We start from the raw sequence: 24,917 nt of genomic DNA on the forward strand, positions 1-24,917 counted from the left end.
CTCAGCCGTCGATGTCCGCCGAGAAGGCCAGTGCCTGCTGCGCCCGCAGTTCCCGGCAGCGCAGCTGCAGGGCGGCATGGATGGAGGCATAGGCGGTGCTGCCGAGCGCCAGGCGCCGCAGGCCGGGCGTGCGTTCGTCGGCGGCCGCGATCATGGCCGCGACGGTGCGCTGCGCATCGCCGCGCAACGCGAAGCCACCGCTGGTGAAGGCCCGTCGCAGGGCGCCCGCTGGCGTCGGCTCGTAGGCGGGCAGGGGCTCGGCCTGGTCCAGCGCCGAGCCGAATCCGGTGGCGGTGGGACCCGGCTCCACCAGCAGGAAGTCGATGCCCAGGCCCTGCACTTCCTGCGCCACGGATTCCACGAAGCCCTCGATGCCCCACTTCGTCGCGTGGTACAGGCTGAAGCCGGGGTAGGCGATCTGCCCGCCTTCCGACGACACCTGCAGCACCTGGCCGCCGCCTTGCGCACGCAGCAGCGGCAGGCAGGCCCGGATGAGCTGGATCGAACCCAGCAGGTTGGTCGCGATCTGCCGGTCGATCTGCGGGTCGCTGAGTTCCTCGGCGGCGCCGAAGAGGCCGTAGCCGGCATTGCTCACCACCACATCGATGCGGCCCATGCGCTGGAAGGCCTCGGCCGTCACTGCGCGGATTGCCTGCACGTCGGTCACGTCCAGCGGCAGCACGGCCAGGCGGTCGCCATGCCGGGCTTCGAGCGTCGAGAGCGCGCCTTGCCGACGCACCGTGGCCACGACGCGGTCACCGCGGGCCAGCAGGGTGTCGGTCAGTCCGAGGCCGAGGCCGGAGGAGGCGCCGGTGATGAACCAGGTCTTGGGGGTCGTCATGGTGTACTTCCAGGAGGGGTGGGCAGGAGCCTGCATTCTGGAAATCCAGCGCCGCCCGCGGAAGCCAGCCCGGGCGGCATGAGCCCGTGAGGAGAATTCACCAATGGCAAAGGCCACCTTGGCCGACCTGGTCGCCTTCCAGACCGTCGCGGCGCATCGCAGCTTCCGGCAGGCCGCCGATGCGCTCGGCCAGTCGCGCTCCGCCCTCAGCCATGCCATGCGGGGACTGGAGGCGCAGCTGGGCGCACGGCTGCTCAACCGCACCACCCGCAGCGTGGCACCGACGGAGCTGGGCCAGCGGCTGCTCGAGCGCCTGCTGCTGCAGCAGGTGGTGCCGCGCTTCCTTGCGGCGCATCCGGACGTGGAACTGGACCTGGTGGCCGATGGCCGGCTGGTGGATGTGGTGGAGCAGGGCTTCGACGCCGGCATCCGCCTGGGCGAATCGCTGCCGCAGGACATGGTGGGCGTGCCCATCGGCGGCCCGCTGCGGTTCATCGCGGTGGCCTCGCCGGGCTACCTGGCGGATCGTGCGCCGCCGGCCTTGCCGGAAGACCTGCGCCAGCACCGCTGCATCCGGCAGCGGCTGCCCAGCGGCAAGCGCTACCGCTGGGAGTTCATGCAGCACGGCCAGGAGGTCGCCGTCGACGTGCCCTGCGCCCTCACGCTGGACAACGTGCCGTTGATGGTGGAGGCCGCGCTCCGCGGCCTGGGCATCGCCTACGTGCCCGAGACCGCCGCGCAGGCCGAGCTCGACGCAGGCCGGCTGGTGCGCGTGCTGGACGACTGGTGCCCGCCGGTGCCCGGCCTGTTCCTGTACTTCCCTGCCAACCGCCACATGCCGGCGCCGCTGCGGGCCTTCGTCGATCTGCTGGGCGCGGCGCAGCCGGGGCCGGCCTAGCGGGGCCGGCAGGCCGCCTTCATGGGCTCGACCTGCGCGACGCACTGCGCCGGCGCGCCGAGGTGCTGCCGAGGATGCGCGCCAGCTCGTCCCTGAGCCATGCGCTGGCCTCGTCCAACGGTGCCTCGAACTCCGCCTGGTAGGCGGTGGCCGGGCCCATGAAGTCGGCCAGGCGCGGCAGCCGGGAGATCGCCTGCCAGACGAAGGCGGGCAGCGCCGGGGGCACCTGCTGGTCCAGGTCCTCGCCGAACTGCTTCATCAGCACCCTGGCGCGCTCCTCGTAGCCGCGCTGCTGGTCGGACAGCGCCTTGTAGTGGTCGCGGAACTCGGTCGTCAGCGTCTCCACGAAGTGGTCCATGCGCCGCACCTGGCGGGTGACCTCGGAGCGGGTGGCCTCGTCGATGCCGTCCGTCCTGCGCTCCAGCGCCCGGATCACGTTGCGCAGCTGCACCCGCGCCAGGATCAGGGCGCGCATTTCCTCGCCATGGGTGGCCACCGACTGGTGGGCCGGGATCAGGATGCGGGCGCGCGCGACCTCGTCGAACACGCCCTTGAGGTCTGCCAGCACATGGGTCACGAAGGCAGCCGCATCCTCCTGCCGGCGCTTGAAGGCCGCCACCTCGTCGAGCTGCATCTTCAGCAGGCCACCCAACAGGCCGGCGAACACCAGCGTGATGGCGGCGGTGTACAGCGTCTTGCGCAGCTCGCCGTCGTCGATCGCCATGCCGATGCCAATGGCCAGCGCCGCCGGAATGCCCACCAGCAGGCAGGCGGCGGCGAGCGTGCGCCGCCTTGCCGTGGCCTCGAAGTGCTTGCCGTCCATGCACGTGGTTGTGCGCCTGTTCCTGCGCTCCGTCAATCCGCAGGCCGGCTGCTGAACTGCGGGCGATAGACTGGCCCCAGAACCTCGACGTCGTCCTGCGACCACCGGCCGCCGGCCCGGCGTCGACCAGCTCCACGAAGGAACAGCAGTGCGTTGGAAGAAGATCCTGGTGTCGGTGGCCGCGGCGTGGACCTGGTGCGTTGCCGCGGTGGCCGCACCGCCGACGGACGGCCATGCGGTCATCGTGCATTTCCGCTATGGCAGCACCAACCTGGACGCCTTGTCGAAGGCCGAAAGCCAGCTGGCGGCGGCGATCGAGGCGGCAGGTGTCGGCCAGCTGGACGGCTACGACGTGGCGGTCGATGGCAGCAATGGCCGGTTCTACCTGTACGGCCCGGATGCCGACCGGCTCCTGCGCGCCGTCGAACCCGTGCTTGCGCGATTCGAGTTTGCCAAGGGCGCGACCGTCCTGCGCCGGTACGGACCGCCCGAGAAGGGCGTGCGCACGGTGGAGACCAAGCTGCCCTAGGGCGGTCTGCGCCAAGCCCGCACGGCCTCGGCGCGTGCGGCCTCGGCCTGCGCTCAGTAGAACGGCCTGTCCTGCGCGCGTGACTTCAGAAAGGCCTCGCGCTCGATGCCGCTGAAGAGGTCGCACCACAGGCCGTGCGTGGACTCGGTGCCGCCATGCAGGCGATGGCAGCGCTTGGCATAGGCGTCGATCGGCGCCAGCTCGGGCGTCGAGGCCCGCGGCAGGAACTTGGTCAGCTCGGCATACGACCGCTGCCGCTGGTCGGCCGATTGCGACATCAGCATCTCCAGGTGCGCGCCCAGGTCCGCCAGCACCGAATACCGGGTCACCGCGGCGCCGTTGCGGTCCACCCACTTACGCAGCGCGAACAGCGCATCCAGCAGCAGCTGGCGGATCTCCTCCCGGTCGGCGCGGTCCTGCTCGCTGCGTTCGATCGCCTCGGACAGCTTGGCCAGCCGACGTTCGTACTCCGCGTCGGCCTCCTCCAGCTTCAAGGTCATGTTCTCCATTTCCTTGAGGCGCAGCGCGAACCAGGTGGTGCCCACGCTGAGGATGAGCGCCACCGCCGCCACCGCGGTGCCGATGGCGGTCATCGCATTGCCCACGGTGGCACTGGCGTCCGACATGGACACGGGCGAAGCCGGCACCGAGGCCGCCGTGTCCGCGGGCGCCAAGGCTGCCGTGGGCTGCATCAGCCGCTTGACGTCCGGGAACACGGAGGCGGTCACCTGCGCACTCAGGCTCAGCATCACGGCCAGCATGGCCGCGCTGGCCAGCACGCCGCCGGCCACCAGGGCCAGCACCGCCACGCGCCTGGCCCATCCGCGACGATGCCCGGCCGGCTGGTTCATCGCAGCGCGCGGCCGCTGTCTGCCCTGGCCCGTGCCGCGCGGCGCGAGAGGTTCTTCACCCAGTGGCAGAAGGCCTCGTCGGGCATGTCGGCCTCGGCGGAGGCGCCCTTGAGCAGCACGTCCAGCTGGGCCAGCACCTCCTGGTCGATGTGCTTTTCCACCGTGCCGGTGTGGTCGGTGAGCGTGGTCAGCACGGCGATGGGATGCTGCTCGAACGCGCTCAGCCAGGGTGGCCGCTGGCCTGCATAGCGGCGGTTGCGCATCAGGCCGATCAACTGCGCGCCGGCGTCCAGCGGCAGCACCTTCTCGCTGCTGAACTGCGGCGCCAGCTCGCCGAAGTTCCAGCCGCCGTCCTGGCCGTCCTCGCGCCACAGCACGTCGATGAGGAAGGCATCGATGTGGTCGGGATCGTGCAGCGGCTTGTCGCAGCGCCTTTGCAGCTGCTCGCGCAGGCCGGCCAGGTCGCGCACCTCGATCAGGCAGATGCGCTCGATGCGGTCGGTGGTGTAGAGGTAGCGCAGCCAGGTCTGCAGGCGTTCCCGTTCCGACGAGGCGCCTTCGGCCCGTGGCCGCAGGTCGTCGTCGAACCACAGCAGGTTGATGCGTTCGGACATGTCCAACTCCTCCTGTCAGTAGAAGCCCTTGCCGGCCGGGCGCGCGCTGGCCACCGCAGCGGATGAGAAGACGAGCCTGACGTTGTAGCGGGCGGTGCCGCGCTGCACGCCCTGGCCGTCGACCTTGAGGGTGGCGCCCATCGGCTTCGGCTCGATCGAGAACTCGATGTCCATCACGTTGCACAGCAGCTTGGCGCCCCACAGACCCAGGCCGTGGCCGTGGCTGTCGGAGGTGGCGCGGCGGTCGGAGGCGAGCTGGCGCGCCACCTTGCCCGCCGTGCCCTGGCCGCCCACGGCCAGCAGCTGTTCCTGGCTGTCCTGGTCGCTCTGGTAGGGCCCTTCGTTGACCATCAGCAGCGTGCGCGTGTCGTGGTCCCAGCTCACGGTGAAGCTGTCGCCGGTGGTGTACTTGGCCGCGTTGTGCACCAGGTCGCGCAGCACGATGCGCAGCCACTGGCCGGGCACGTTCAGCTCCAGGTTCTCGGGCACGTCCAGCCGGCGGCTGCGGCGATGCTTGAACTCATGGGCGAAGCGCAGGATGGTCTCCTCCAGCAGCGCATGGATGCGCACCCGCTCCGGCGCCGCGGTGAGCGACACGCCCGGCAGGGCGCTGAGCTCCCGGTACTCGTGCATGACGTTGGACAGCAGCCGCAGGTTCTGCTCCCAGTTGGGCGAGGCGGCCAGCGACAGCGTCTCCCAGGCATCCGCCACGTTGAGCTGCGCCGTACGCAAGGCCTCGCGGTAGTCGCCGTTGAAGTGGGGCGACATGACCTTGTCCAGCATGTGGCGCACGCCGCGCCCGGGCGCCAGGGCCACCTCCAGGCGCTGGCGCAGGCGGGTCATGTTGTCGCGCACCGCGATCAGCTCGGCGCGGCCGGCATGGATGAGGTAGCGGCGCGCATCCACCTCGGGGTTGTTCAGCACCTCGGCCTGGCGGAACAGGTAGGGCAGGTAGGTCTGCATGTGCGCCACCACCGAGGCCCAGCCGCGGTCCCAGGGCTGCAGTTCGCGCAGCGGGTCGCGCTGGCTGTCGCCCTTGTCATGCAGCGTCACCACGCCCACGGTGCTCCAGCCGGCCGCCTCGGGCAGCATCAGGGCGAAGGACATGATGTCGTGCAGCGCATAGCCGCCTTCGCCGGGCGCGCCGTAGATGCGGGCGCGGGTGCGATGGGTGGGGTTGAGGGCGTCGGTCGATTGGCTGTCGTAGCAGTCGCGCCCCAGCCGCACGCCGCGCCGGCTGGCGGTGTCGGCGTCGTAGCCGGAGGTGGTGGCGGCCCGGGCATCGAAGTGGCCCTGCACGAAGCGCCCCAGCGGATTGGCCTCGGCGCGTTCGGCACGCGCGACGTCGATGGCCATCGCGGCAAAGGGCCGCGCGACACAGTCCGCTGGCGGCTCGGTCCGCGGGCTGTACTGGAACTCCCGCGCGAACTCCGGCGGGGCGCCGTCGAAGTTGAACAGGCCGTTCCAGTTGTGGCCCACCAGCTGGAAGCGGTTGGGATTGCTCGCGCTCTGCAGCCAGATGTGCGCCACCGGGCACAGGAACACATTGGCCAGGCAGCGGGAGACATCGCGCAGCGGACTCACGGCCGGATTGCCGCCGCGCCGCTGGAATTCATGCAGGCCGCGGCGTGCGAACAGGTAGTTCAGCCGCCGCATGTGCCAGACCTGGTTCTGGTGGTTCATGCAGGCGGCCATCAGGCCGGTGGTGCGGCGCAGCGGCCAGAACAGCCGCGGCTCGAACTGGCCCTTGACCAGGCCCAGCAGCGTGACCACGCCGATCACCCGCCCGTTGACCAGCAGCGGCGCGGCCAGCGCATCGACCGGCCGCGGCTCCGCATAGTTGAGCAGGTAGGTGGGCACGCCCAGGTCGTCGGCGGGCTCACCGCCGGGCGCCGGCTGCGCTTCCACCGGCACGACACGCTGGCGGGGCGGCGATCCCTTGCGCTGGCCTGTCTCCAGGCCCGGCACCGGCGGCGGATCCTCCTGCCCGCTGGCTGCCACCCGGTAGGCCTGCGCGGCCGAGCGGGCGCGCTGGTTGGCCGGGCAGTCGTTGTCGCTGCGCGGGCCGGGCGACCAGGCCCAGCGGTCCAGCTGCTCCCACACCGCATGCCCCTGGGCGCGGTGCGCGGCATGGCGCGCATAGTCGCCCACCGGCAGCAGCCGCGGCGGCGCCTGCGCATAGTCCAGCCAGTAGATGGCGGCGGCGTCGGCCCGCGTCATGCTCACCAGGTAGCGGCAGATGCGGCCGCCGAAGCCGCGCAGCAGGTGCTCGGCCTCGTCGCGGCGCACCGCGGGCCGGCCGTGGGCATCCTCCCTGGGGAATTCGTCGGCGCCGATGTAGACGTCGCGAGGTGCATGGCGGCTCAGCAGGTTATTGATGGCGATGACCTGGGAGGACCACATCGAGTTCTGGCGTTCGCGCAGGCGGCTGTAGTAGCGCTCCGGGCGGTCGATGCGGTAGGCATCGAACTCGGCGCCGCGCATGGCCGCGCCGTGCTCGGCATCGATGCGCCGCAGCAGGTCGCCCAGCGCCAGGGCACGTGCAGCCCCGCCGGCCCGCGTGACCAGGCTGACGCGCACGCGCGGCTTGGTGCGGCGGTCCACCGGGCTGTCGGTGTCCAGGTCCACCAGCAGGGCCGGCACGTCGTTGCCATGGCTCAGCAGCACCTGCTGGCCGCTGCGCATCTCCGGGATGAGCACGTCGTCCCAGCGCGCCAGCCAGGCGCACAGGGCGGCCACCAGTTCCCAGTCGGGCCGGGTCATCGCGTCGGCATCCGCCGCGTCCAGGATGCGCGCATTGCGGAACAGCTCCAGCGTGTGCGCCGTGGTGGCCACGCGCAGGCTGGCCTCCGAAGGCGTGAGGCCGATGCGGGTGCCGAGGGCGTCCTTCAGTTCCTCGCGCAGCGGCACGGTGTGCATGCGGCCGTCGCGGTCGCGGTCGATCTGCACCACATGCTCGACGAAGCGCTCGAAGCGGTCGCAGAAGGCATCGTGGTCCGGCGCCTCGTCGGTGTCCTCGGCGGTCACGAAGTACGGGCCCACCACCGGCAGGCACAGCTGCTCAACGCCATCCGGGCGCATCAGCAGGAAGCTGCGCAGCGTGCGCACCTCCAGGCCGGTCACGTTGAGGGCGCCGGCCAGCACCGCATCCGGCTTGCCGAGCTGGGCCACATGCTTCCAGGTCCACATCAGCACATACAGCGCCCAGTGGTCCTGCATGCGGCACAGCGCATGGGCGGGCAGGGGATTGCCCATCTCGGTCAGCCAGATCTTGCGCTCGACGTAGGGCAGCAGCGCCAGCGCGCCCTGCAGCCAGTGCGGCGGCAGCGAGGGTGGCGGCGGCGCCAGCGCCACGGGCAGCTGCAGGATCCAGTCCCGGGCCAGCGCCAGCACCGCGGGATCGGCCAGGCTGGGATAGTCGGCCGCGCGCATCTCGGGTGCGTCGGCCGCCAGCACGGCGCGGATGCTGGGTTCCTCGAGCACGCCGGCGACCACCCGCGGCAGATGCGCCAGGCGTTCCGGCAGCAGCAGCCGCAGCGGCACGTTGTGCGCGTAGGCGATGGTGTCGATGGCCACCTGCAGGCGGTGGTGGCCGCGGCGCCGGGCTTCCTCGGCCGCCGGCCCGGTGCCTGCCGGCGTGATCCACCGTCCGACGCGCAGGGCCTCCGCCGGGGCGGACCGACCCTCCTCGAGTTGCACAGGAACGACCGTCATGGCGCACTCCTCGCTTGCGCGGCGATTGTAGGAAGTGGCTTCGTTCGCACAAGCCGGGCCGAAAGCCGGTGCTTCACAGGCGGAAGACGAGGATCAGCACGGCGGTGGCACCGCACATGAAGGCATTGCAGGCGCACACGACGGCGGCCCGGTTCATGTGCTGGCCGTTCTGCTCATGCAGCCAGGCGGCCATCGTCAGGTTGGCGCCGAACCAGGTGCCCCAGGTCCACAGCGAATGCTGGCTGGAGTCGCCGCTGACGAAGATGGCCCAGGCGGTCGGCACGTAGGCCAGCACCCGCACCGAGTTGAACAGCGTGAACAGCCAGGTCAGCAGCCGCAGGTAGACCGTTCTCCTGGTGGATGGCGCACCGGGCAGGGCGGTGGCTTGCGCTGCGGGCAGGCGGGAGATCATGGTCGACTTCCTCTCGGTGCGGACGCGGGCCGCAACCTCGCCGCCCGCCGAGACCAGCATCGGCGCTGGCTGCCCGCTTTTCGCCCTCCATCGGTGGGAGGGAGCTCCCCTCTTTGGTGGCGGGTCGCCTGCCATGGCATGCTTGCCGCGTCGAAGATCCCGCCAGGAGTTTTGCGATGGAGCCATCGACCGACACCTCCGAGTCCCGGTCCCTGACCGGCCGCTGCCTGTGCGGCGGCGTGACCATCACCGTGGCAGGTGCCCACGATCCGCGCGTGGGCGCCTGCCACTGCCGGATGTGCCAGCGCTGGTCGGGCGGGCTGTTCCTGTGCTTCGAGGCGGATGCCGAGGCCGTCACCGTCCACGGCGAGGTCAGGCGCTACCGGTCCTCCTCCTTCGCCGAGCGCGCCTTCTGCCCGCAGTGCGGCTCCCACCTCTGGTTCAACGACGTGGAGGAGGGCGGCGAGCCCCGGCACTACGAGCTGATGCCCGGGCTGTTCGATGCGGCCCGCGGCTGGCCGCTGCGCTCGGAGATCTACGTGGACCGGGCGATGGCCTCGCTGCGGCTGGCAGGCGACCACCGGCGCAAGACCCGGGCCGAATACGAGGCCGACAACCCGTCCGTCGCCGGCGACCTGGACACGGCCTGACCCGGCAGGCCCGACCGCTACACTGGTCCGAACGAAGTTGCAGTTGCCCAGCCCACACGCCATGCAAGAAGTTCGCAGGTGGATCCCTTATTGCGGCGAGGCGCCGTCGCCCGAAGCCTGGCTGGGGCGGTGGAACGACGACCCGCTGCTGTGGGCCGTGCTGGCGCTGCTGGCGGTGGCCTTGTGGTGGCCCGCACGAACAACCTCCGCGCTGCCGACGGCCGCCAGCGCGTCGCGGCGCACCGCGCTGCGCTGGGCCTGGGCCTTCACCGCGCTGCTGTACCTTTCGCCGCTGTGCGCCCTCAGCTCCGCCTTCTTCACCATGCGGGTGGTGCACCACATGGCGCTGGTGCTGGTGGTGGCGCCGCTGCTGGCCCATGGCCTGGAGCCGGCGCTGCGCCGGCTGCCGGCGCCGCTGTGGCCCTGCACCGCCATCGCGGCGCTGGCCTTCTGGACCTGGCATGTGCCGGCGCCGTATGCGGCGGCACTGTCCTCCCATGCGGTGTATGCGCTGATGCAGCTGTCCATCGCCGGCAGCGCGCTGGCCTTCTGGCTGGCGGTGCGCCGCAGCGGGCCGGCCGAGGCGCTGGCGGCCATCCTGGTGACCACCGTGCTGATGGGCCTGCTGGGTGCGCTGATCACCTTCGCGGCGCGGCCGCTGTACGAGCCGCACATCGCCTCCACGCTGGGCTGGGGCGTCTCGCCGCTGGAAGACCAGCAGCTGGCCGGCATCGTGATGTGGGCGCCGGGCAGCATCGCCTACCTGCTGGCCGCGGTGTGGATCGGCTGGCGCTGGATGCGGGTGGAGCGTGACCGCCGGCTGCGCGTGGAGCCGGCATGAACCTGGTCGGCATCATCGAATGGGCGGAGGGCTACAACCGGCGCGGCCTGTATTCGCCCATCGGCGTGGCCTTCCACTGGATCATGGCGGCGATGATGTTCTTCCAGATCGGCCATGGCTGGTATCTGGCCTGGCTGCCCGCCGGCGGCGACAAGTACCTGGGCTACCAGACCCACACGCAGATCGGCCTGACCCTGATGGCGCTGGGCTCGCTTCGATTTTTCTGGAAAAGCCAGATCAAGGGCCCCGAGACGGTGGAGGAGGATTCCTTCGAGGGCCGCGCCAGCCGCCTGCTGCAGAACTGGTTCTATTTCAGCTTCTTCGCGCTGCCCATCAGCGGCTGGGTGATGTGGTCCACGCTGCCCAGCGACCTGCCGCTGCTCATCGCCGGCATCGTGCCGTTTCCCAACCTGCCGTTCGACCAGCTCTCCGAGGCGCTGCAGCTGCGCCTGATGCGCTGGGCGGCCACCGCCCACCTGTGGATCGTCTGGATCACCACGCTGGCCATCCCCGGCCATGCCGGCGCGGCGGTGCTGCACTACGTCATCAAGAAGGACCGGGTGCTGCAGTCGATGCTGGACATCAACGGGCCGGGGATGCCGGGCGTGCTGGGATCGCGGACAGATAAAGGCTCAGCTGCCTGACCTCGGCGGCCTCCAGCTGCTGCGCCGCCTTCAACATTGCATGGTCGCCATCGTTCCGCCGCTTCGATTGCTGCCAGTCCTGCAACTGCTGGGCGAGATAGAACGCGGGCTGCCCGTTCAGCGGCGGTGCCTGCGCGGTGCCCACGCCCTCGGCGCCATGGCAGCTCTGGCAGGCCCGGGCATACAGCGCGGCCGTGCCGGCGGCGGCCTGCTCGGTGGTGGCCGGCGGCAGGCCGGCCGGCGGCAGGGCGGCATAGTGGTTGGACACCAGCACCCGCTCGTCGCTGTCGAGGAACTGCGCCACGTCCATCATCAGCGCATGCGGTCGCAGCCCGGCGGCAAAGTCTTCCATCTGCTTTTGCAGGTAGCCCGCCGGCAGGCCGGCCAGACGCGGTGCGTCGAAGCCGTTGCCTTCGCCCCGCGCGCCATGGCAGGTGACGCAGGCGTAGCGCGCGCCGCCCTCGCCGCCGCTCATCGCGATCAGCTCGCCGCCGCGGCCGAAACGATCGTCGCTGGGGGTCATCCGGTCGGTGCAGGCCGACGCGGGCACCAGGAATGCCAGCACGATGGCCCAGCGGGCACATCGACGGCGTTGAACGAGCAGGGGGAATGAGTTGTTGAACATCGGGTCCGGGCCATCTTCCCTGGCGAGCATGCCATGGTCAAGCCGGGCGCTGCTGCTGGCCTGCGCCGCACTGGCCGGCTGCGACGGCCCGCCCGACCGCACGCCGGCGCTCGGCGATGCCGACGTGCAGCGCGGCCGCCAGCTGGTGGCGCAGCACGGCTGCACCGCCTGCCATGCCTTTCCCGATGTGCCGTGGCCGCGTGGCCGGCTCGGCCCGTCGCTGGAGGGTTTCGGCCGCCAGGGCCTGATCGCCGGGCAGCTGCCCAACCAGCCCGGCGTGCTGATGGCCTTCATACGCAATGCACCCGAGCTGGTGCCGGGCACCGCGATGCCCGCCTTTCCCATGTCCGACCAGGATGCCCGCGATGTCACAGCCTATCTCGTCCAGCTCGCCCCTCGCTGAGGCGCTGAGCGGCTGGCCGCCGCCGGTGCTCGATCCGCACGGCCCGCTGTCCAACAGCGTCACCACGCTGGCCTGGGTGCTGCTGGCCCTGGTGACGCTGATCTTCCTGTTCGTGTGCGCAGCCATGTGGGTGGCGCTGTACGGCAGCCCGGGCCTGCGCGCGCGACTGGGCGGCGAGAAGGTGGTGAAGTGGCTGGGCCTCATCATCCCGTCGGGCATCCTGCTGCTGCTGCTGGCCGGCGGCACCACGCTGGTGGCCGGCATCACCACCATCCAGGGCGACGAGCTGCGCATGCGGGTGTCCGGCAACATCTACTGGTGGCGTGTCTCGTACCTGGATGCGGCCGGCAACGAGGTGATGGCCGATGCCAACGAGCTGCACATCCCCACCGGCCGGCCAGTGGTCATCGACATGGTGTCGGAGGACGTGATCCACAGCTTCTGGGTGCCCAAGCTGGGCGGCAAGATGGACATGATCCCCGGCCGCACCAACCGGCTGAAGCTGCAGGCCGACAAGCCCGGCAGCTATGGCGGCCAGTGCGCCGAGTTCTGCGGCGGCGCGCATTCGCTGATGGGCTTCGTGGTGGTGGCGCATGAGCCGGCCGACTGGCAACGCTGGATGGAGGCGCGCCGCGCGCCACGGCCGCCGCTGCCCACGGCCGACATCGAGGTGCAGCGCGGCGCGCGCCTGTTCAGCGAGGTGGGCTGCGCGGCCTGCCACCGCGTGGCCGGCACCGATGCGCAGGGCATCTCGGGGCCGGACCTCACGCACGTGGGTTCCCGCCAAAGCCTGGGCGCCGGCATCCTGCCCAACAACCGCGGCACGCTGGTGGGCTGGATCGGCGACAGCCAGTCGATCAAGCCCAACAACCGCATGCCGGCCTACCGCTCGCTGCAGCCGGCCGAGCTGCATGCGCTGGCGGCCTACATGGAGTCCTTGCGGTGACGCAGGCCACGGTGCCCGGGTCGGCGGCCGAGCCGTCGGAAACGGGATTCGACACCCGGCTGTACGGGCGCTTTCCCACCGCCGGCCAGCGACCGAAGGAGGAGCTGGAGGCGCTGGAGAAGGTGTGGGCGCCACCGACCGGCATGGCCAAGCTGAGCGACGTCAACAACAACTTCATCGGCTTCATCTTCATCGTCACCGCCTTCGCCTTCTTCATCGGCGCGGGCGTGCTGGCGCTGGTGATGCGGGTGCAGCTGGCCGCGCCGCTGGCCGGCATCGTGCCGCAGGAGACCTACAACCAGCTGTTCACCATGCACGGCTCGGTGATGATGTTCCTGTTCGCGGTGCCGGCCATCGAGGCCATCGCGGTGATGCTGCTGCCGCAGATGCTGGCTGCGCGCGACCTGCCTTTCCCGCGGCTGTCGGCCTATTCGTACTGGACCTATGCCATCGGCGGCACGGTGTTCTTCGGCTCGGTGTTCTTCAGCCTGGCGCCGGCCGACGGCTGGTTCATGTACCCGCCGCTCAGCTCGGGCGTGTACTCCAAGGGCATCAACGCCGACTTCTGGCTGCTGGGCATCGGCTTCATCGAGATCAGCGCCATCGCAGGCGCCATCGAGCTGGTGGTGGGCGTGCTGCGCACCCGCGCACCCGGCATGACGCTGGCCCGCATGCCGGTCTACGCCTGGGCGGTGCTGATCTTCGGCGTGATGATCCTGCTGGCCTTTCCGTCGATGATCCTGGTCACGCTGCTGCTGGAGCTGGAGCGCGCCTTCAACTGGCCGCTGTTCGACGCCACCCGCGGCGGCGATCCGCTGCTGTACCAGCACCTGTTCTGGTTCTTCGGCCACCCGGACGTCTACATCATCTTCATCCCCGCCTCGGCGATGGTCTCCACCATGGTGGTGACCATCGCGCAGAAGCGGCTGGTGGGCCATGAGATCGTGGTGCTGGCGATGATCGCCACCGGCTTCATCAGCTTCGGCGTGTGGGCCCACCACATGTTCACCGTGGGCATGCCGGGGCTGGCGGCCGGCTACTTCTCTGCGGCCTCGATGGCGGTGGCCATCCCGGCGGGCGCGCAGGTGTTTGCCTGGATCGCCACGCTGGCCTCGGGCAAGGTGCAGCGCAACGTGCCCTCGCTGTTCGTGGTGGGCGGCATCCTCATCTTCGTGATGGGCGGCCTCACCGGCGTGATGGTGGGCATGGTGGCCTTCGACGGCCAGGCGCACGACACCTACTTCGTGGTCGCGCATTTCCACTACGTGCTGATCGGCGGCATGCTGTTCCCGCTGTTCGCCGGCTTCTACTACTGGACGCCGATGATCAACGGCCGCCGCCTGTCGGAGAAGGCGGGCCGCTGGGTCTTCTGGCTCATGTTCACCGGCGTGCACGTGTGCTTCCTGCCCATGCACCTGGTCGGGCTGATGGGCATGCCGCGGCGGGTGGACACCTACCTGCCCGGCCGCGCATGGGACCTGCCGAACATGATCTCCACCGTGGGCGCCTTCATCATGGCCGCGGGCGCGCTGCTGTTCGTCATCGACGCGGTGCGCTGCTACAGCCGCGGCGCCAAGGAGAACGGCGGCAGCGCCGGCAACGTGTTCAACGGCGGCACGCTGGAATGGCTGCCCGCGGACAACTACTCGGTGCGTTCCATCCCGGTGGTGGGCGACCTGGAGCCGCTGTGGACCTCGCCGCGCATGGCGGCCGACGTGGAAGCCGGCCGCTACTTCCTGCCCGGCACCACTACCGGCGCGCGCGAGACGCTGATCACCAGCACCGTGCAGGCCGAGCCGCAGTACGTGCAGATCATGCCCGGGCCTTCCTGGTGGCCCTTTCTGGCGGCGGCGTTCACCGCCGGCTTCTTCCTGCTGCTGACGGTGAAGGCGCTGGCCCTCAGCGCCGTGTGCGCGGTGCTGGCGGTGGCCGGGCTGATGCGCTGGCTGTGGGACAACGACCGCCATGTGCCGCAGAAGCAGGTGGACGTGGGCGCCGGCATCCTGCTGCCCACCTACGTCGCCGGGCCGCAGTCCCACGGCTGGTGGGCCGCGGTGCTGCTGGACGTGGTGCTGGGCACCATCTTCGTCATGGCGATGTTCTCGTACCTGTACCTGTTCAATGCCCATCCCGACTGGTGGCTCGTGAGCGCGCCGCAGGCCACCCTGGTGCCGGGGCTCGTGCTGCTGGGTGCGGCCGGCGGGCTGGCCTGGCTGGCGCGGCCGGTGATGGCGCGCCTGCGGCGCGGCGCCGGCCTCAGCACGCTGGCGATGATGCTCAGCGCGCTGTGCCTGGTGGCCGCGCTGGCGCTGGACGTGCACGACTGGTGGCAGGCCGGGCTGCGCGGCAGCGCCAGCGGGCAGGGCGCCACGGTGTACGCGATGCTGGCCTGGCATGGCTGCATCGTGGTGTCGGTGGTGCTGTCGGCGCTGTTCTACCTGCTGCGCTGGCTGCGCGGCCTGGCGCCCGGGCCGGCCAACAAGACGCTGGAAGCGCTGCGGTTGCTGTTCCTCTATGCCGCGCTGGAAGGCACGGCCGGCCTGCTGCTGCCGCGCGTGGTGCCGTGGGGTGGTGCATGAGGCGGGATGGCGTGCCGGCGAGCCGGCCGGTGCGGCGGCTGATGCTCACCGCCTTCCTGATCTGGTTCGGCCACTTCATGCTGTGCTGGGCCGCGGTGGAGATCTGGCCCGGCCAGGACCGCGCCAACCACCTGGCCTGGGCCTTCACCGCGCTGGCGCTGCTGGCCATGGGCCGGCATGTCCGCCAGGTGGCCCGCCTGGCGCAGCAGGGCGAGGTGCTGGGCTTCGGCCACCGCTTCGCGCAGGGCGCCATCGCCATCGCCACGGTGGCGGTGCTGTTCACCGCGCTGCCCTCGGTGGTGTTCATGGAATGAGGCGGCTGCGGCCGATCTTGCTGGAGGGTTGAAGCACATGCCGCTGGACGAGCCCCCGAAGTTCCTGCAGGCCGCCGGCGAGATGGCCGAGTGCATCCGTGGCCACGACTGGTCCCGCCATCCGCTGGGCCCGCCGGCGCAGTGGCCGCCGGCGCTGCAGCAGGCCCTGCGCTCGATGCTGGCCACGCGGCATCCGGCGCTGGTGCTGTGGGGGCCGGCCAGCTTCTGCTTCTACAACGACGGCTACCGCGACCTGGTCGGGCCGGACAGGCATCCGTCCGTGCTCGGCCTGCCGGGCGCGCAGGCCTGGCCCGAGTCATGGCCGCGCATCGGTGCGCAGGTGCAGACGGTGCTGGCCGGCGGGCCTTCCACCTGGCATGAGAACGAGCCGGTGCCGCTGCTGCGCGACGGGCGGGTGCAGGAGTCCTTCTGGACCTATTCGCACACGCCGCTGTTCGACGACCAGGCGCCGCACGGCGTGGGCGGCGTGCTGGTGCTGTGCGCCAACACCACCGCCGCGGTGCAGTCGCAGCAGCGGCTGGCCGCGGCCAACTCGCACTGGGCGCGGCTGTTCGAGAACGCGCCGGCCTTCATCGCCATCCTCAAGGGCCCGGAGCATGTGTACGAGTTCGTCAACCAGCGCTACATGACCTTCACCGGCCGCAGCCAGTTCGTCGGCCGCAAGCTGGCCGATGCGCTGCCCGAGACGGTGGCCCAGGGTTATGCGCGCATCCTGGACGAGGTGTATGCCACCGGCGTGGCGGCCACCGCGCATGGCTCGGAATTCCGCGCCAGCAGCCCGGATGCGCCGTACCAGCAGCAGTTCTTCGACTTCGTGTTCCAGCCCATCGCCGACGAGCACGGCCGCACCGCCGGCATCATGGTGATGGGCATCGACGTCACCTCGCACAAGCGCGCCGAGGCCGAGCTGGAGCTGAGCGAGGAGCGACTGCGCCTGGCCATCGAGGCGGGCGACATCGGCCTGTGGGACGTGGACCCGCGCAGCCACACGCTGTACTGGCCGCCGCGGGTGCAGCGGCTGTTCGGCATCACCACCGAGCGCCCGGTGACCCTGCACGACTTCCATGCCGGCCTGCACCCGGACGACCGGCAGGCCACGCTGGAGGCCTTCGACTCCGCGATGGACCCGGCGCGCCGCAGCGTGTACGACGTGGAGTACCGCACCGTGGGCCTGGACGACGGCATGCTGCGCTGGGTGGCCGCGCGCGGCCGCGGCTTCTTCAACGAGCAGGGCGAGTGCATCCGCGGCATCGGCGTGGCGCTGGACATCACCGAGCGCAAGCGGCGCGAGTCCCAGCTGCACGAGCTGGCGGCGACGCTGCAGCAGCGGGTGTCGCAGTCGCTGGCCGAACGCAAGCTGCTGGCCGACATCGTGGACGGCACCGCGGCCATGGTCCACATCCTGGACATGGACTTCAACTGGCTGGCCGTCAACCCGGCCGGCGCGCGCGAGTTCCGCCGGGCCTACGACGTGGATGCCCGCGTGGGCGACAACATGCTGGCGGTGCTGTCCCACCAGCCCGAGCACCAGCAGGAGGTGCGCACCATGTGGTCGCGTGCGCTGGCGGGAGAGCGCTTCACCGAGATCGCGCCCTTCGGCGACCTGAACCGCCACCGCCGCTACTACGAGGTGCACTTCGATGCGCTGCGCGACGAGCAGGGCCGCCAGATCGGCGCCTACCAGTTCGTGTACGACGTGACCGAGCGGCTGCATGAGCAGGAACGGCTGGCGCTGGCCGAATCGGCGGTGCGGCAGAGCCAGAAGATGGATGCGATCGGCCAGCTCACCGGCGGCATCGCGCACGACTTCAACAACCTGCTGCAGGCCATCTCGGCCAACCTGGAGCTGATCCGCCGCGTGGGCCGCGCCGACGAGCGGGTGGTCAACTACGCCGGCAAGGGCATCGAGGTGACCCGGCGCGCCGCGCGGCTGACCTCCCAGCTGCTCACCTTCTCGCGCCGGCAGGCGCTGGAGACCCGGCCGGTGCCGGTGTGCGATGTGCTGCTGCGCATGCACGACCTGCTGCGCACCACCTTCGGGCCGGCGGTCGCGCTGTCGGTGGACGTGCCGGCGCAGCCGCTGTGGGTGATGGGCGACCGCACCCAGCTGGAGACGGCGGTGCTCAACCTGGCCATCAATGCGCGCGACGCGATGCGCGAGGGCGGCCGCTTCCAGCTGTCGGTGCGGCCGGTGCAGGAGCCCGGCGCCGGCAGCGGCCTGCCGCCGGGTGCCTACGTGGAGCTGCGCGCGGCGGACACCGGCTGCGGCATGCCGCCGGAGGTGGCGGCCAAGGCCTTCGACCCGTTCTTCACCACCAAGGAGGTGGGCAGCGGCACTGGCCTGGGCCTGAGCCAGGTGTATGGCCTGGCCACCGGCCTGGGCGGCGCCGCGCGGCTGGACAGCGCCCCTGCGCGCGGCACCACCGTCGTGCTCACGCTGCCGGCCTGCGAGCCGCCGTCCGACGATGCGGCCGACGCGCAGGCCGATTTGCCGCCCGTGCGCCGCGCCGCCACCTTGCTGGTGGTGGACGACGAGGAGGCGGTGCGCCAAGTGGTGGCCGAATCGCTGGAAGCCGCGGGCTACGTGGTGCTGCAGGCCGGCAACGGCCATGAGGCCCTGGCCCTGCTGGACAGCCACGCCGTGGACGCCGCGCTGGTGGACTTCGCGATGCCGGGCATGAGCGGCGCCGTGGTGGCCCGCGAGGCCATGGCCAAGCGGCCGAACCTGCCCGTGTCCTTGATGAGCGGCTATTCCGATTCGTCGGCCATCCAGCAGGCCGTGGGCGCCGGCGTGGGCATGCTGCGCAAGCCCTTCACGCTCGACGAGCTGGAGGCCTGCATCGGCGCGCTGCTGCAGCGCGAGGCGGCCGGCTGATCGCAGCCACCCGAGCGCCGCGCGCAGCGGGACGGGCCGGTGCGCTTCAAGCACTGGGTGCTGAGCCCGGCGGCGTGGCGCCCCTATCATCGGCCGACCCTCCCAGCCCGGGTCCACGACCATGACGATGCATGCCGACGACGATGCCGTGGCCGATGCCGACCTGGTGGCCCGCTGCCGCCGGGGCGACGCCGCCGGGTGGCAGGCCCTGGTGATGCGCTACCAGCGCCTGGTGTACGCGGTGGCCTGCCGCACCGGCCTGGACGAACATGCCGCCGCCGACGTGTTCCAGACCGTGTTCACCCGGCTGCTGCAGGCGCTGCCCACGCTGGCCCAGCCCGACCGGCTGCGCGCCTGGATCGTCACCACCGCCAAGCGTGAATCGCTGCTGCAGTGGCGGCGCGCCCGGCGCGACCTGCCGCTGGTGTCCGCCGCCGATGCGGCGCCGGGCGACATCGTGATCGACGAGCTGCCCGGCGACCTGCCGCTGCCCGAGGCCGAGCTGGACGAGCTGCAGCAGCTGCACCTGCTGCGCCTGGCGCTGGACCGGCTGGACGAGCGCTGTGCCGGCCTGCTGGCCCGGCTCTTCACCGACGACGACCAGCGCGTGCCCTACGAACGCATCGCCGTCGAGCTGGGCATGCCGGTGGGCAGCATCGGGCCCACCCGGGCACGCTGCCTGGCCCGGCTGCGCACCCTGCTGCTGGCGCTGCAGGACGGCGCGCGATGAAGCCGCCCATCGTGTATTTCCGCCGGCCGCGGGGCCTCTGTGGGCCGGCAAGCACATTGCCGGGCCGCCCGGCGCCTTTCCTGGAGTCGTGCCCATGACCGCACCCGCCGACCTGCCCGACGACGAACTGGCCGCACTGGCCGCGCAGGCCCGCGTGCGGCTGCCCGATGCCCCGCCGGCGCTGCTGCAGCAGGCGCTGGCGCTGTGGCCGGCCCGGGCGGCGCCCGCTGCCGCCGCGGTGCAAGCGCCGGCGCCAATGCTGCAGCGCCTGGCCGCGGTGCTGGGCTTCGACAGCCTGGCCGCGCAGCCGGCGATGGCGATGCGCAGCGCGGCCCCATCGGTGCGGCAGCTGCTGTTCCATGCCGGCGCGCACGACATCGACCTGCGCATCGCGCGGCCGCAGCCGCCGCAGGCCGGCGGTTTCGTGCTCAGCGGGCAGGTGCTGGGGCCGGGCGAGGGCGGTCGCGTGCTGTTGCAGTCGGCCGGTGTCGACGTGGCCAGCGCGGTGCTGGACGAATTCGGCGACTTCCAGTTCGGCCTGCTGCCGCCGGGCCGCTACCAGTTCAGCGTGCAGATCGGCGAGCTGCTGATCGAGCTGCCCGAGCTGGCGCTCGACGACCAGGTCGGCGCGTGAGCGCGGCCCCTGCAGGCGAGGACGCGGCGGGCCAGGCCGCTCTCGCCACGGCCTGGGCGCTCAAGGCCCAGTGTTATGCCGCCTGGAGCAGCGAGCCGCCGCGGGCCCTGGCGGCGGCGGCAGCGCTGCAGCAACTGCTGGACCAGGCCGGCCCCACGGCCGCGCCTGCCGTGCGCAGCGAGCTGCAGGCACTGTGCGACTGGACGGCGGGCATCGCCTGCCTCATCGATGGGCGCATGGCCGAGGCACTGCAGGTGCTGGGCCGCGCCGGTGGCGGCTGGCAGGCGCTGGGGCAGCCGCTGCAGGCCGCGCGGGTGCAGGTGCCGCAGATCATGGCGCTGGCGGTGCTGGGCCGCTTTGATGACGCGCAGGCCCTGGCGCTGCAGGCCGAGGCCGCGCTGCATGCCGGCGGCGACGAGCTGGCCGCGGCCAAGGTGCGGCTCAACCAGGGCAGCCTGGCCTTCTCGCGCGACGACCATGCCGGCGCGGTGGCGCACTACCGCGCCGCCGCGGTGCGTTTTGCCCGTGCCGGCGATCCGGAGCATTCGGTGATGGCAGACATCGGCCTGGCCGATGCCATGTCCTACCTGGGTCGCTTCGACGAGGCCGGCCACTTCTATAACCGTGCCCGGCTGCGTGCGCAGGCGCATGGGCAGCAGGTGCTGGCCGCCTCCGCCGCCAACGGCAGCGCCCTGCTGGCGCTGGCCCAGGGCCGCTACCGCGAGGCGCTGGCCGGGCTGGAGGCCACGCGCCGGGACTTCGATGCGCTGGGCCTGGTGCATCGCCGCATCGAGGCCGAAAAAAGCGTGGCCGACGCCTACCTGGAGCTGCGGCTGCTGCCCGAGGCCATCGCGCTGTACACCGGCCTGGCCGAGGCGCTGGCCCTGCAGGACGCGCAGGCCACCTTGCCCTGGGTGCAGGCGCAGCTGGCCCGTGCCTGGGCCGGCGCCGGCCAGCCGGCGGCCGCGCTGCGTTGCCTGGCCGAGGCCGCCGCCGGCTTCGCGGCGCAGGGCAATGCGGCCGGGCAGGCCACCGCGCAGGCCATCGAATCGCAGCTGCGCCTGGCCGCGGGCGATGTGGATGCGGCGGTGGCGGCGGCGCAGCAGGCGGTGCGGGGCTTCGAGGCGGCGGGGCTGGTGGCGCATGCCGCGGCGGCGCGGGTCCAGGCCGCCGCTGCCCGCGGCCGCGCCGGCGATGCCGCCGCCGCGCTGGCCGAATGCCAGGCGCTGCTGGCCGATGCCACGCTGCCGCCGCAGGTGCGTGCCCGGGCCCGTGCCGAATCGGCGCAGGCCCTGCTGGCACTGGGCCGGCGCGCACCGGCGCAGCAGGCGCTGGAATCCGCCATCGCCGAGCTGGAAGACCTGCGCGCGGTGCTGCCCGGCGAGGACTTCCAGCGCGCCTTCCTGGCCGATGCGCTGCAGCCCTACCTGCAGCGGCTGAGGCTGGCGCTGCAGGAGGCGCAGCCGCCGGACGGCCCCGGCGTGGCCGAGGTGCTGCACTGGCTGGACCGCTTCAAGGCCCGCAGCCTGCTGGAGCGCCTGGGCGGCAGCGCACGGCCGCCGCTGAACGCGGCCGACGACGAGCCGTTGCGCCAGCGGCTGGACTGGCTGTACCGCCGCGAGCAGCGCCTGGTGGAGGACGACGGCGAATCGCCGCAGGCCTTGCGCGCCGAGGCCGCCGCGCTGGAGCAGCGGCTGCTGGAAGGCGCGCGCCGGCAGCGCCTGCTGGCCGGGGCCGATGCACCGACCAGGGCTGCCGGCGACACCCAGGCGCCTTACGCCCGACCCGGCCCGCTGGACGTCGCCGCGCTGCAGGCGGCCCTGGGCCCGCAGCGGGTGATGGTGTGCTACGGCATCGTGGACGACGAACTGCTGGCGCTGGTGCTGCGCCACGACGGGCTGCGGCTGCACCGCCGCCTGTGCACCCTGGCGCCGCTGCAGGCAGCCGTGCGCGGCCTGCAGCTGCAGGTGGATGCGCTGCGCGCCGGCCAGGCCTGGGGCCCGGGCCCGATGGCGCAGCTGTGCCAGCGGGCCCAGGGCCGGCTGCAGCAGCTGCATGCGCTGGTGTGGGCGCCGCTGGCGGCGTCGGTGGCGGATTGCCGTCGACTGCTGGTGGTGCCGCACGGCCCACTGCACGAACTGCCCTTCGCGGCGCTGCACGATGGCACGCAGGCGCTGGTGGACCGCCACGACATCACGCTGGCCGCCAGCGCCGGCGTGGCCCTGCATGCCTTGCAGCGCGCCGCCGCCGCTGCGGGCTCCGTGGCCACCGCGCCCGGCCATTGCGCGCTGCTGCTGGGCGATGCCACCCGGTTGCCGCATGTGGCTCGCGAACTGCAGGCGGTGACCGACTCGCTCGGCTGGCCGCAGGTGGTGCAGGCGGGCGGGCTCGGCGACACGGCCGCGGCGGTCGCGGTCGGCCAGGCCGAGCTGCTGCACCTGGCCTGCCATGGCCGCTTCCGTGCCGACAGCCCGCTGTTCTCCGCGCTGTACCTGGAAGGCGGCGCCCTCACCGCCGACCAGGTGCAGCAGCTGCAGTTGCGCGCGCGGCTGGTGGTGCTCAGCGCCTGCGAGACCGGCCTGGGCGAGCCCGGCGCCACCGACGAGGGCGTGGGCCTGGTGCGGGCCTTCCTGATGGCCGGCGCGCGGCAGGTGCTGGCCAGCCCCTGGGCGGTGGACGACGCGGCCAGCGCCGATTTCATGGACGCCTTCTACCGCCGCTGGGCGGCCGGCCAGCCGGCCGATGCGGCGCTGGCCGATGCCCAGCGCGCGCTGCGCGCGCAGCGGCCGCACCCGGCGCACTGGGCCGCCTTCCGGCTCTACGGCGTCGCCTGAAACCACCGGTTGCGGAACCACCGCACCGCGGCATGTATCAACCGGCGGGCCGGGCCTTCTGTGGGCGCATCCGGCGGTGGTACGCCGAGAGGAGACACGACATGGTCCGACGAGTCCTGCTGGGCGCTGCCGCCAGCGTGTTGTTGGCTGCCTGCGGTGGTGGCCAAGAGGAAGAGGCCGCGCAGGGGGCCGAGGGTGAGGCCGGCACGGCGCGCATCGCGTCCACCAGCACCACCACGGCCGACACTGCCGTGGCCGGCGAGGTGCTGGTCAAGCTGCGCCGCGGCGCCGACCTGCCGGGCGTGCTGTCCACCCACCGGCTGACGCTGGCCGGGCGCTTCGGCGCGCGGCCGATGTTCCGCCTCAATCTGCCCGCGGGTGCGTCACTCGACACCCGGCTGGCCGCGCTGCGGGCCGACGCACGGGTGCTGATCGCCGAGCCCAACTACCGCGCCAGCGCGCCCGAGGCCCGCAAGGCCGCGGTGTGGGCCATCGGCCGCGAAGGCCAGTACACCGCGCAATGGGCGCCGCAGACCCTCGGCCTGGCGGCCGCCCACCAGCTCAGCCGGGGTGCAGGCGTGCGCGTGGCGGTGCTGGACACCGGGGTGGATCGCAACCATCCGGCGCTGGCCGCGCGGCTGCTGCCGGGCCGCGACTTCGTCGACGGCGACTTCGATGCGTCGGAAGGCGGCGGCCCCGGCCGGCCCGCCTGGGGCCACGGCACCCACGTGGCCGGCCTGGTGGCGCTGGCCGCGCCCGCCGCGCGCATCCTGCCGCTGAGGGTGCTGGACGCCGACGGCCGCGGCAACGTATGGGCCATCGCCGAAGCCCTGCTGCATGCCGCCGACCCCGACGGCGTGGGCGCCACCGACGATGGCGCGCACATCATCAACCTGAGCCTGGGCACCACCCGCCCCACCCGCATGCTGGACGTGGTGGTGGAACTGGTGACCTGCAGCGACGACGACGAGGACGAGGACGACGACGACTGGAGCGACGCCGGCTTCCGCCAGGACCAGGACCGCTGCAACCAGCACCATGGCTCGGTGGTGGTGGCCGCGGCCGGCAATGGCGCCAGCAGCACCGAGCGCCAGTACCCGGCGGCCGAAGGCGCCGAAGGCGCGTTGTCGGTGGCGGCCTCCACCGCCGGCGCGCGCGTGGCGGCCTTCAGCAACCGCGGGCCGTGGATCATGGCCGCGGCCCCCGGCGAAGGCCTGACGAGCACCGTGCCCGGCGGCGGCTACGGCGTGTGGAGTGGCACCTCGATGGCCGCGCCGCTGGCCAGCGGCATCGCCGCGCTGGTGCTGGCGCGCAACCCCGACTGGAAGCCGGTGGACGTGACCAAGCGCCTGGCCGACCGCAGCGCCATGCTGTGCGGCAGCACGCTGCGCCGGGTGGACGCCGCCGGCGCGGTGCGCGACGAAGTGCCGCGCGACATCGCCTGCTGAGATTTTTCCTGAAGAATACGGGCCGACGACGTATCAAGTGCCTGAGCAAGCGCTCTGTAGGGCGGCACCGGAAACAGCCTGCGGGCACCGGTGCCATCAACCCCCAACCTGGACGGAGCAACCTCATGAAGCACTCGATCATCGTCGGCACCCTGGGCGGCCTGCTGGGCCTTGCCGGCCTTCCGGCCGCGGCGGAGGAATTCCGCTGCACCGGGCGCGTGGGCGCCGTGGCGCTGGACAACATCTACGTGCCCGACAACGCCAGCTGCGTGCTGGACCGCACCCGCGCCAAGGGCAGCATCGTGGTGGGCCACAACGCCCGGTTGCAGGCCACCAGCGTGTCGATCAACGGCAACCTGCAGGCCGAGGGTGCGGCCGACGTGCGGGTGGGCGGTGCTTCCACCTTCGGCGGCTCGGTGCAGATCGTCAAGGGCGGCTCGGCCTCCATTGGCGGCGCGCGCATCAACGGCGACATCCAGTTCGACGAGAACGTGGGTCCGCTGTGGGCCGGCAGCAATGTGGTGGGCGGCGACCTGCAGGCCTTCAAGAACATGGCCGGCGTGACGCTGCTGAACAACCGCATGAACGGCAACCTGCAGTGCAAGGAAAACATCCCGGCGCCCACCGGCAGCGGCAACCGCGCGGCCAGCAAGGAAGACCAGTGCGCCCGGCTGTGAGGCCAGCGCCCACC

22 protein-coding genes are annotated in these 24,917 nt (G+C 72.0%); 15 read left to right on the forward strand and 7 right to left on the reverse strand.

Annotation, left to right across the window (positions count from 1 at the left end):
- Position 1: 1 nt before the first annotated feature.
- Positions 2–841 carry an SDR family oxidoreductase gene (locus tag VO99_RS14465; RefSeq protein ID WP_046113562.1) on the reverse strand — a complete coding sequence of 280 codons (840 nt, stop codon included), beginning with the start codon at positions 839–841 and terminating at the stop codon, positions 2–4.
- A 103-nt stretch (positions 842–944) separates the two neighbouring features.
- On the opposite strand from VO99_RS14465, the gene VO99_RS14470 reads away from it, so the two are divergent.
- A complete protein-coding gene (locus VO99_RS14470) occupies positions 945–1,739 on the forward strand; it encodes a LysR family transcriptional regulator (RefSeq protein ID WP_046113563.1) in 795 nt (264 codons plus the stop codon).
- Between the two features lie 19 nt (positions 1,740–1,758).
- Here VO99_RS14470 and VO99_RS14475 read toward each other — a convergent pair whose 3' ends face one another.
- Entirely contained in the window at positions 1,759–2,562 is an 804-nt protein-coding gene (locus VO99_RS14475) for a hypothetical protein (protein WP_046113564.1), read from the reverse strand.
- A 148-nt stretch (positions 2,563–2,710) separates the two neighbouring features.
- Between VO99_RS14475 and VO99_RS14480 the strand changes: the two genes are divergently transcribed.
- On the forward strand, positions 2,711–3,091 hold the full coding sequence (locus VO99_RS14480) for a hypothetical protein (RefSeq protein WP_052736332.1): 381 nt from the start codon (positions 2,711–2,713) through the stop codon (positions 3,089–3,091).
- Between the two features lie 53 nt (positions 3,092–3,144).
- Here VO99_RS14480 and VO99_RS14485 read toward each other — a convergent pair whose 3' ends face one another.
- The 4 genes from VO99_RS14485 to VO99_RS14500 form a co-directional block, all read right to left on the reverse strand.
- Entirely contained in the window at positions 3,145–3,900 is a 756-nt protein-coding gene (locus VO99_RS14485; protein ID WP_046113565.1) for a restriction endonuclease subunit S, read from the reverse strand.
- 38 nt (positions 3,901–3,938) lie between these two features.
- Positions 3,939–4,556: a hypothetical protein gene (locus VO99_RS14490; RefSeq protein ID WP_046113566.1), complete on the reverse strand. Its 618-nt coding sequence runs from the start codon at positions 4,554–4,556 to the stop codon at positions 3,939–3,941.
- A 15-nt stretch (positions 4,557–4,571) separates the two neighbouring features.
- Entirely contained in the window at positions 4,572–8,270 is a 3,699-nt protein-coding gene (locus VO99_RS14495; RefSeq protein WP_157039566.1) for a histidine kinase, read from the reverse strand.
- Positions 8,271–8,343: 73 nt separating this feature from the next.
- The gene (locus VO99_RS14500; RefSeq protein ID WP_157039567.1) at positions 8,344–8,682 is read right to left on the reverse strand and encodes a hypothetical protein; all 339 of its coding nucleotides are present in this window, start codon (positions 8,680–8,682) and stop codon (positions 8,344–8,346) included.
- 176 nt (positions 8,683–8,858) lie between these two features.
- Between VO99_RS14500 and VO99_RS14505 the strand changes: the two genes are divergently transcribed.
- From VO99_RS14505 to VO99_RS14515, 3 genes are all read left to right on the forward strand, one after another.
- Complete coding sequence (locus VO99_RS14505) at positions 8,859–9,332, forward strand: GFA family protein (protein ID WP_046113569.1); 474 nt, start codon at positions 8,859–8,861, stop codon at positions 9,330–9,332.
- A 61-nt stretch (positions 9,333–9,393) separates the two neighbouring features.
- The gene (locus tag VO99_RS14510) at positions 9,394–10,173 is read left to right on the forward strand and encodes a cytochrome c oxidase assembly protein (RefSeq protein ID WP_046113570.1); all 780 of its coding nucleotides are present in this window, start codon (positions 9,394–9,396) and stop codon (positions 10,171–10,173) included.
- Positions 10,170–10,817 (forward strand): cytochrome b, encoded by a 648-nt coding sequence (locus tag VO99_RS14515; RefSeq protein ID WP_052736333.1) that lies wholly within the window; start codon positions 10,170–10,172, stop codon positions 10,815–10,817. The genes VO99_RS14510 and VO99_RS14515 overlap by 4 nt, the downstream gene beginning before the upstream one ends.
- Here VO99_RS14515 and VO99_RS14520 read toward each other — a convergent pair.
- Entirely contained in the window at positions 10,756–11,382 is a 627-nt protein-coding gene (locus tag VO99_RS14520) for a c-type cytochrome (RefSeq protein ID WP_052736334.1), read from the reverse strand. The genes VO99_RS14515 and VO99_RS14520 overlap by 62 nt on opposite strands.
- Positions 11,383–11,470: 88 nt before the next feature.
- Here VO99_RS14520 and VO99_RS14525 point away from each other — a divergent pair, with 88 nt between their 5' ends.
- The 10 genes from VO99_RS14525 to VO99_RS14570 all read left to right on the forward strand — a co-directional run bounded on the left by VO99_RS14525 (position 11,471) and on the right by VO99_RS14570 (position 24,903).
- Positions 11,471–11,845 (forward strand): c-type cytochrome, encoded by a 375-nt coding sequence (locus VO99_RS14525; RefSeq protein ID WP_046113571.1) that lies wholly within the window; start codon positions 11,471–11,473, stop codon positions 11,843–11,845.
- On the forward strand, positions 11,808–12,791 hold the full coding sequence (coxB, locus tag VO99_RS14530; RefSeq protein WP_046113572.1) for a cytochrome c oxidase subunit II: 984 nt from the start codon (positions 11,808–11,810) through the stop codon (positions 12,789–12,791). Before VO99_RS14525 ends, coxB begins: the two co-directional genes overlap by 38 nt.
- Positions 12,788–15,370 carry a cbb3-type cytochrome c oxidase subunit I gene (locus VO99_RS14535; protein WP_083440600.1) on the forward strand — a complete coding sequence of 861 codons (2,583 nt, stop codon included), beginning with the start codon at positions 12,788–12,790 and terminating at the stop codon, positions 15,368–15,370. The genes coxB and VO99_RS14535 overlap by 4 nt, the downstream gene beginning before the upstream one ends.
- A gap of 41 nt (positions 15,371–15,411) precedes the next feature.
- On the forward strand, positions 15,412–15,684 hold the full coding sequence (locus VO99_RS30275) for a hypothetical protein (RefSeq protein WP_157039568.1): 273 nt from the start codon (positions 15,412–15,414) through the stop codon (positions 15,682–15,684).
- A 37-nt stretch (positions 15,685–15,721) separates the two neighbouring features.
- Positions 15,722–18,580, forward strand: a complete 2,859-nt coding sequence (locus tag VO99_RS28840; RefSeq protein ID WP_157039569.1) for a PAS domain-containing hybrid sensor histidine kinase/response regulator — start codon at positions 15,722–15,724, stop codon at positions 18,578–18,580.
- A 121-nt stretch (positions 18,581–18,701) separates the two neighbouring features.
- Positions 18,702–19,310, forward strand: coding sequence for an RNA polymerase sigma factor (locus tag VO99_RS14550; RefSeq protein ID WP_052736336.1), 609 nt, complete (start codon positions 18,702–18,704; stop codon positions 19,308–19,310).
- A gap of 94 nt (positions 19,311–19,404) precedes the next feature.
- A complete protein-coding gene (locus VO99_RS14555) occupies positions 19,405–19,944 on the forward strand; it encodes a peptidase associated/transthyretin-like domain-containing protein (RefSeq protein ID WP_046113574.1) in 540 nt (179 codons plus the stop codon).
- Positions 19,941–22,778, forward strand: coding sequence for a CHAT domain-containing tetratricopeptide repeat protein (locus VO99_RS14560; RefSeq protein WP_046113575.1), 2,838 nt, complete (start codon positions 19,941–19,943; stop codon positions 22,776–22,778). Before VO99_RS14555 ends, VO99_RS14560 begins: the two co-directional genes overlap by 4 nt.
- A 101-nt stretch (positions 22,779–22,879) precedes the next feature.
- Positions 22,880–24,226, forward strand: coding sequence for a S8 family serine peptidase (locus tag VO99_RS14565; protein WP_046113576.1), 1,347 nt, complete (start codon positions 22,880–22,882; stop codon positions 24,224–24,226).
- Between the two features lie 125 nt (positions 24,227–24,351).
- Complete coding sequence (locus tag VO99_RS14570; protein ID WP_046113577.1) at positions 24,352–24,903, forward strand: hypothetical protein; 552 nt, start codon at positions 24,352–24,354, stop codon at positions 24,901–24,903.
- Positions 24,904–24,917: the final 14 nt, after the last annotated feature.

Origin of the sequence: Aquincola tertiaricarbonis, assembly GCF_000969605.1 — a bacterium.
GTDB classification, from domain to species: domain Bacteria; phylum Pseudomonadota; class Gammaproteobacteria; order Burkholderiales; family Burkholderiaceae_C; genus Aquincola; species Aquincola tertiaricarbonis.

What these genes read in the sequence shown, in the direction of transcription:
- VO99_RS14525 (WP_046113571.1), top strand. Translation starts at nt 11,471, where the DNA reads ATGCCATGGTCAAGCCGGGCGCTGCTGCTGGCCTGCGCCGCACTGGCC.
- coxB (WP_046113572.1), top strand. Translation starts at nt 11,808, where the DNA reads ATGTCACAGCCTATCTCGTCCAGCTCGCCCCTCGCTGAGGCGCTGAGC.
- VO99_RS14515 (WP_052736333.1), top strand. Translation starts at nt 10,170, where the DNA reads ATGAACCTGGTCGGCATCATCGAATGGGCGGAGGGCTACAACCGGCGC.
- VO99_RS14500 (WP_157039567.1), bottom strand. Translation starts at nt 8,682, where the DNA reads ATGATCTCCCGCCTGCCCGCAGCGCAAGCCACCGCCCTGCCCGGTGCG.
- VO99_RS14490 (WP_046113566.1), bottom strand. Translation starts at nt 4,556, where the DNA reads ATGTCCGAACGCATCAACCTGCTGTGGTTCGACGACGACCTGCGGCCA.
- VO99_RS14465 (WP_046113562.1), bottom strand. Translation starts at nt 841, where the DNA reads ATGACGACCCCCAAGACCTGGTTCATCACCGGCGCCTCCTCCGGCCTC.
- VO99_RS14555 (WP_046113574.1), top strand. Translation starts at nt 19,405, where the DNA reads ATGACCGCACCCGCCGACCTGCCCGACGACGAACTGGCCGCACTGGCC.
- VO99_RS14495 (WP_157039566.1), bottom strand. Translation starts at nt 8,270, where the DNA reads ATGACGGTCGTTCCTGTGCAACTCGAGGAGGGTCGGTCCGCCCCGGCG.
- VO99_RS30275 (WP_157039568.1), top strand. Translation starts at nt 15,412, where the DNA reads ATGCTCACCGCCTTCCTGATCTGGTTCGGCCACTTCATGCTGTGCTGG.
- VO99_RS14505 (WP_046113569.1), top strand. Translation starts at nt 8,859, where the DNA reads ATGGAGCCATCGACCGACACCTCCGAGTCCCGGTCCCTGACCGGCCGC.
- VO99_RS14510 (WP_046113570.1), top strand. Translation starts at nt 9,394, where the DNA reads ATGCAAGAAGTTCGCAGGTGGATCCCTTATTGCGGCGAGGCGCCGTCG.
- VO99_RS14570 (WP_046113577.1), top strand. Translation starts at nt 24,352, where the DNA reads ATGAAGCACTCGATCATCGTCGGCACCCTGGGCGGCCTGCTGGGCCTT.
- VO99_RS14565 (WP_046113576.1), top strand. Translation starts at nt 22,880, where the DNA reads ATGGTCCGACGAGTCCTGCTGGGCGCTGCCGCCAGCGTGTTGTTGGCT.
- VO99_RS14550 (WP_052736336.1), top strand. Translation starts at nt 18,702, where the DNA reads ATGACGATGCATGCCGACGACGATGCCGTGGCCGATGCCGACCTGGTG.
- VO99_RS28840 (WP_157039569.1), top strand. Translation starts at nt 15,722, where the DNA reads ATGCCGCTGGACGAGCCCCCGAAGTTCCTGCAGGCCGCCGGCGAGATG.
- VO99_RS14470 (WP_046113563.1), top strand. Translation starts at nt 945, where the DNA reads ATGGCAAAGGCCACCTTGGCCGACCTGGTCGCCTTCCAGACCGTCGCG.
- VO99_RS14475 (WP_046113564.1), bottom strand. Translation starts at nt 2,562, where the DNA reads ATGGACGGCAAGCACTTCGAGGCCACGGCAAGGCGGCGCACGCTCGCC.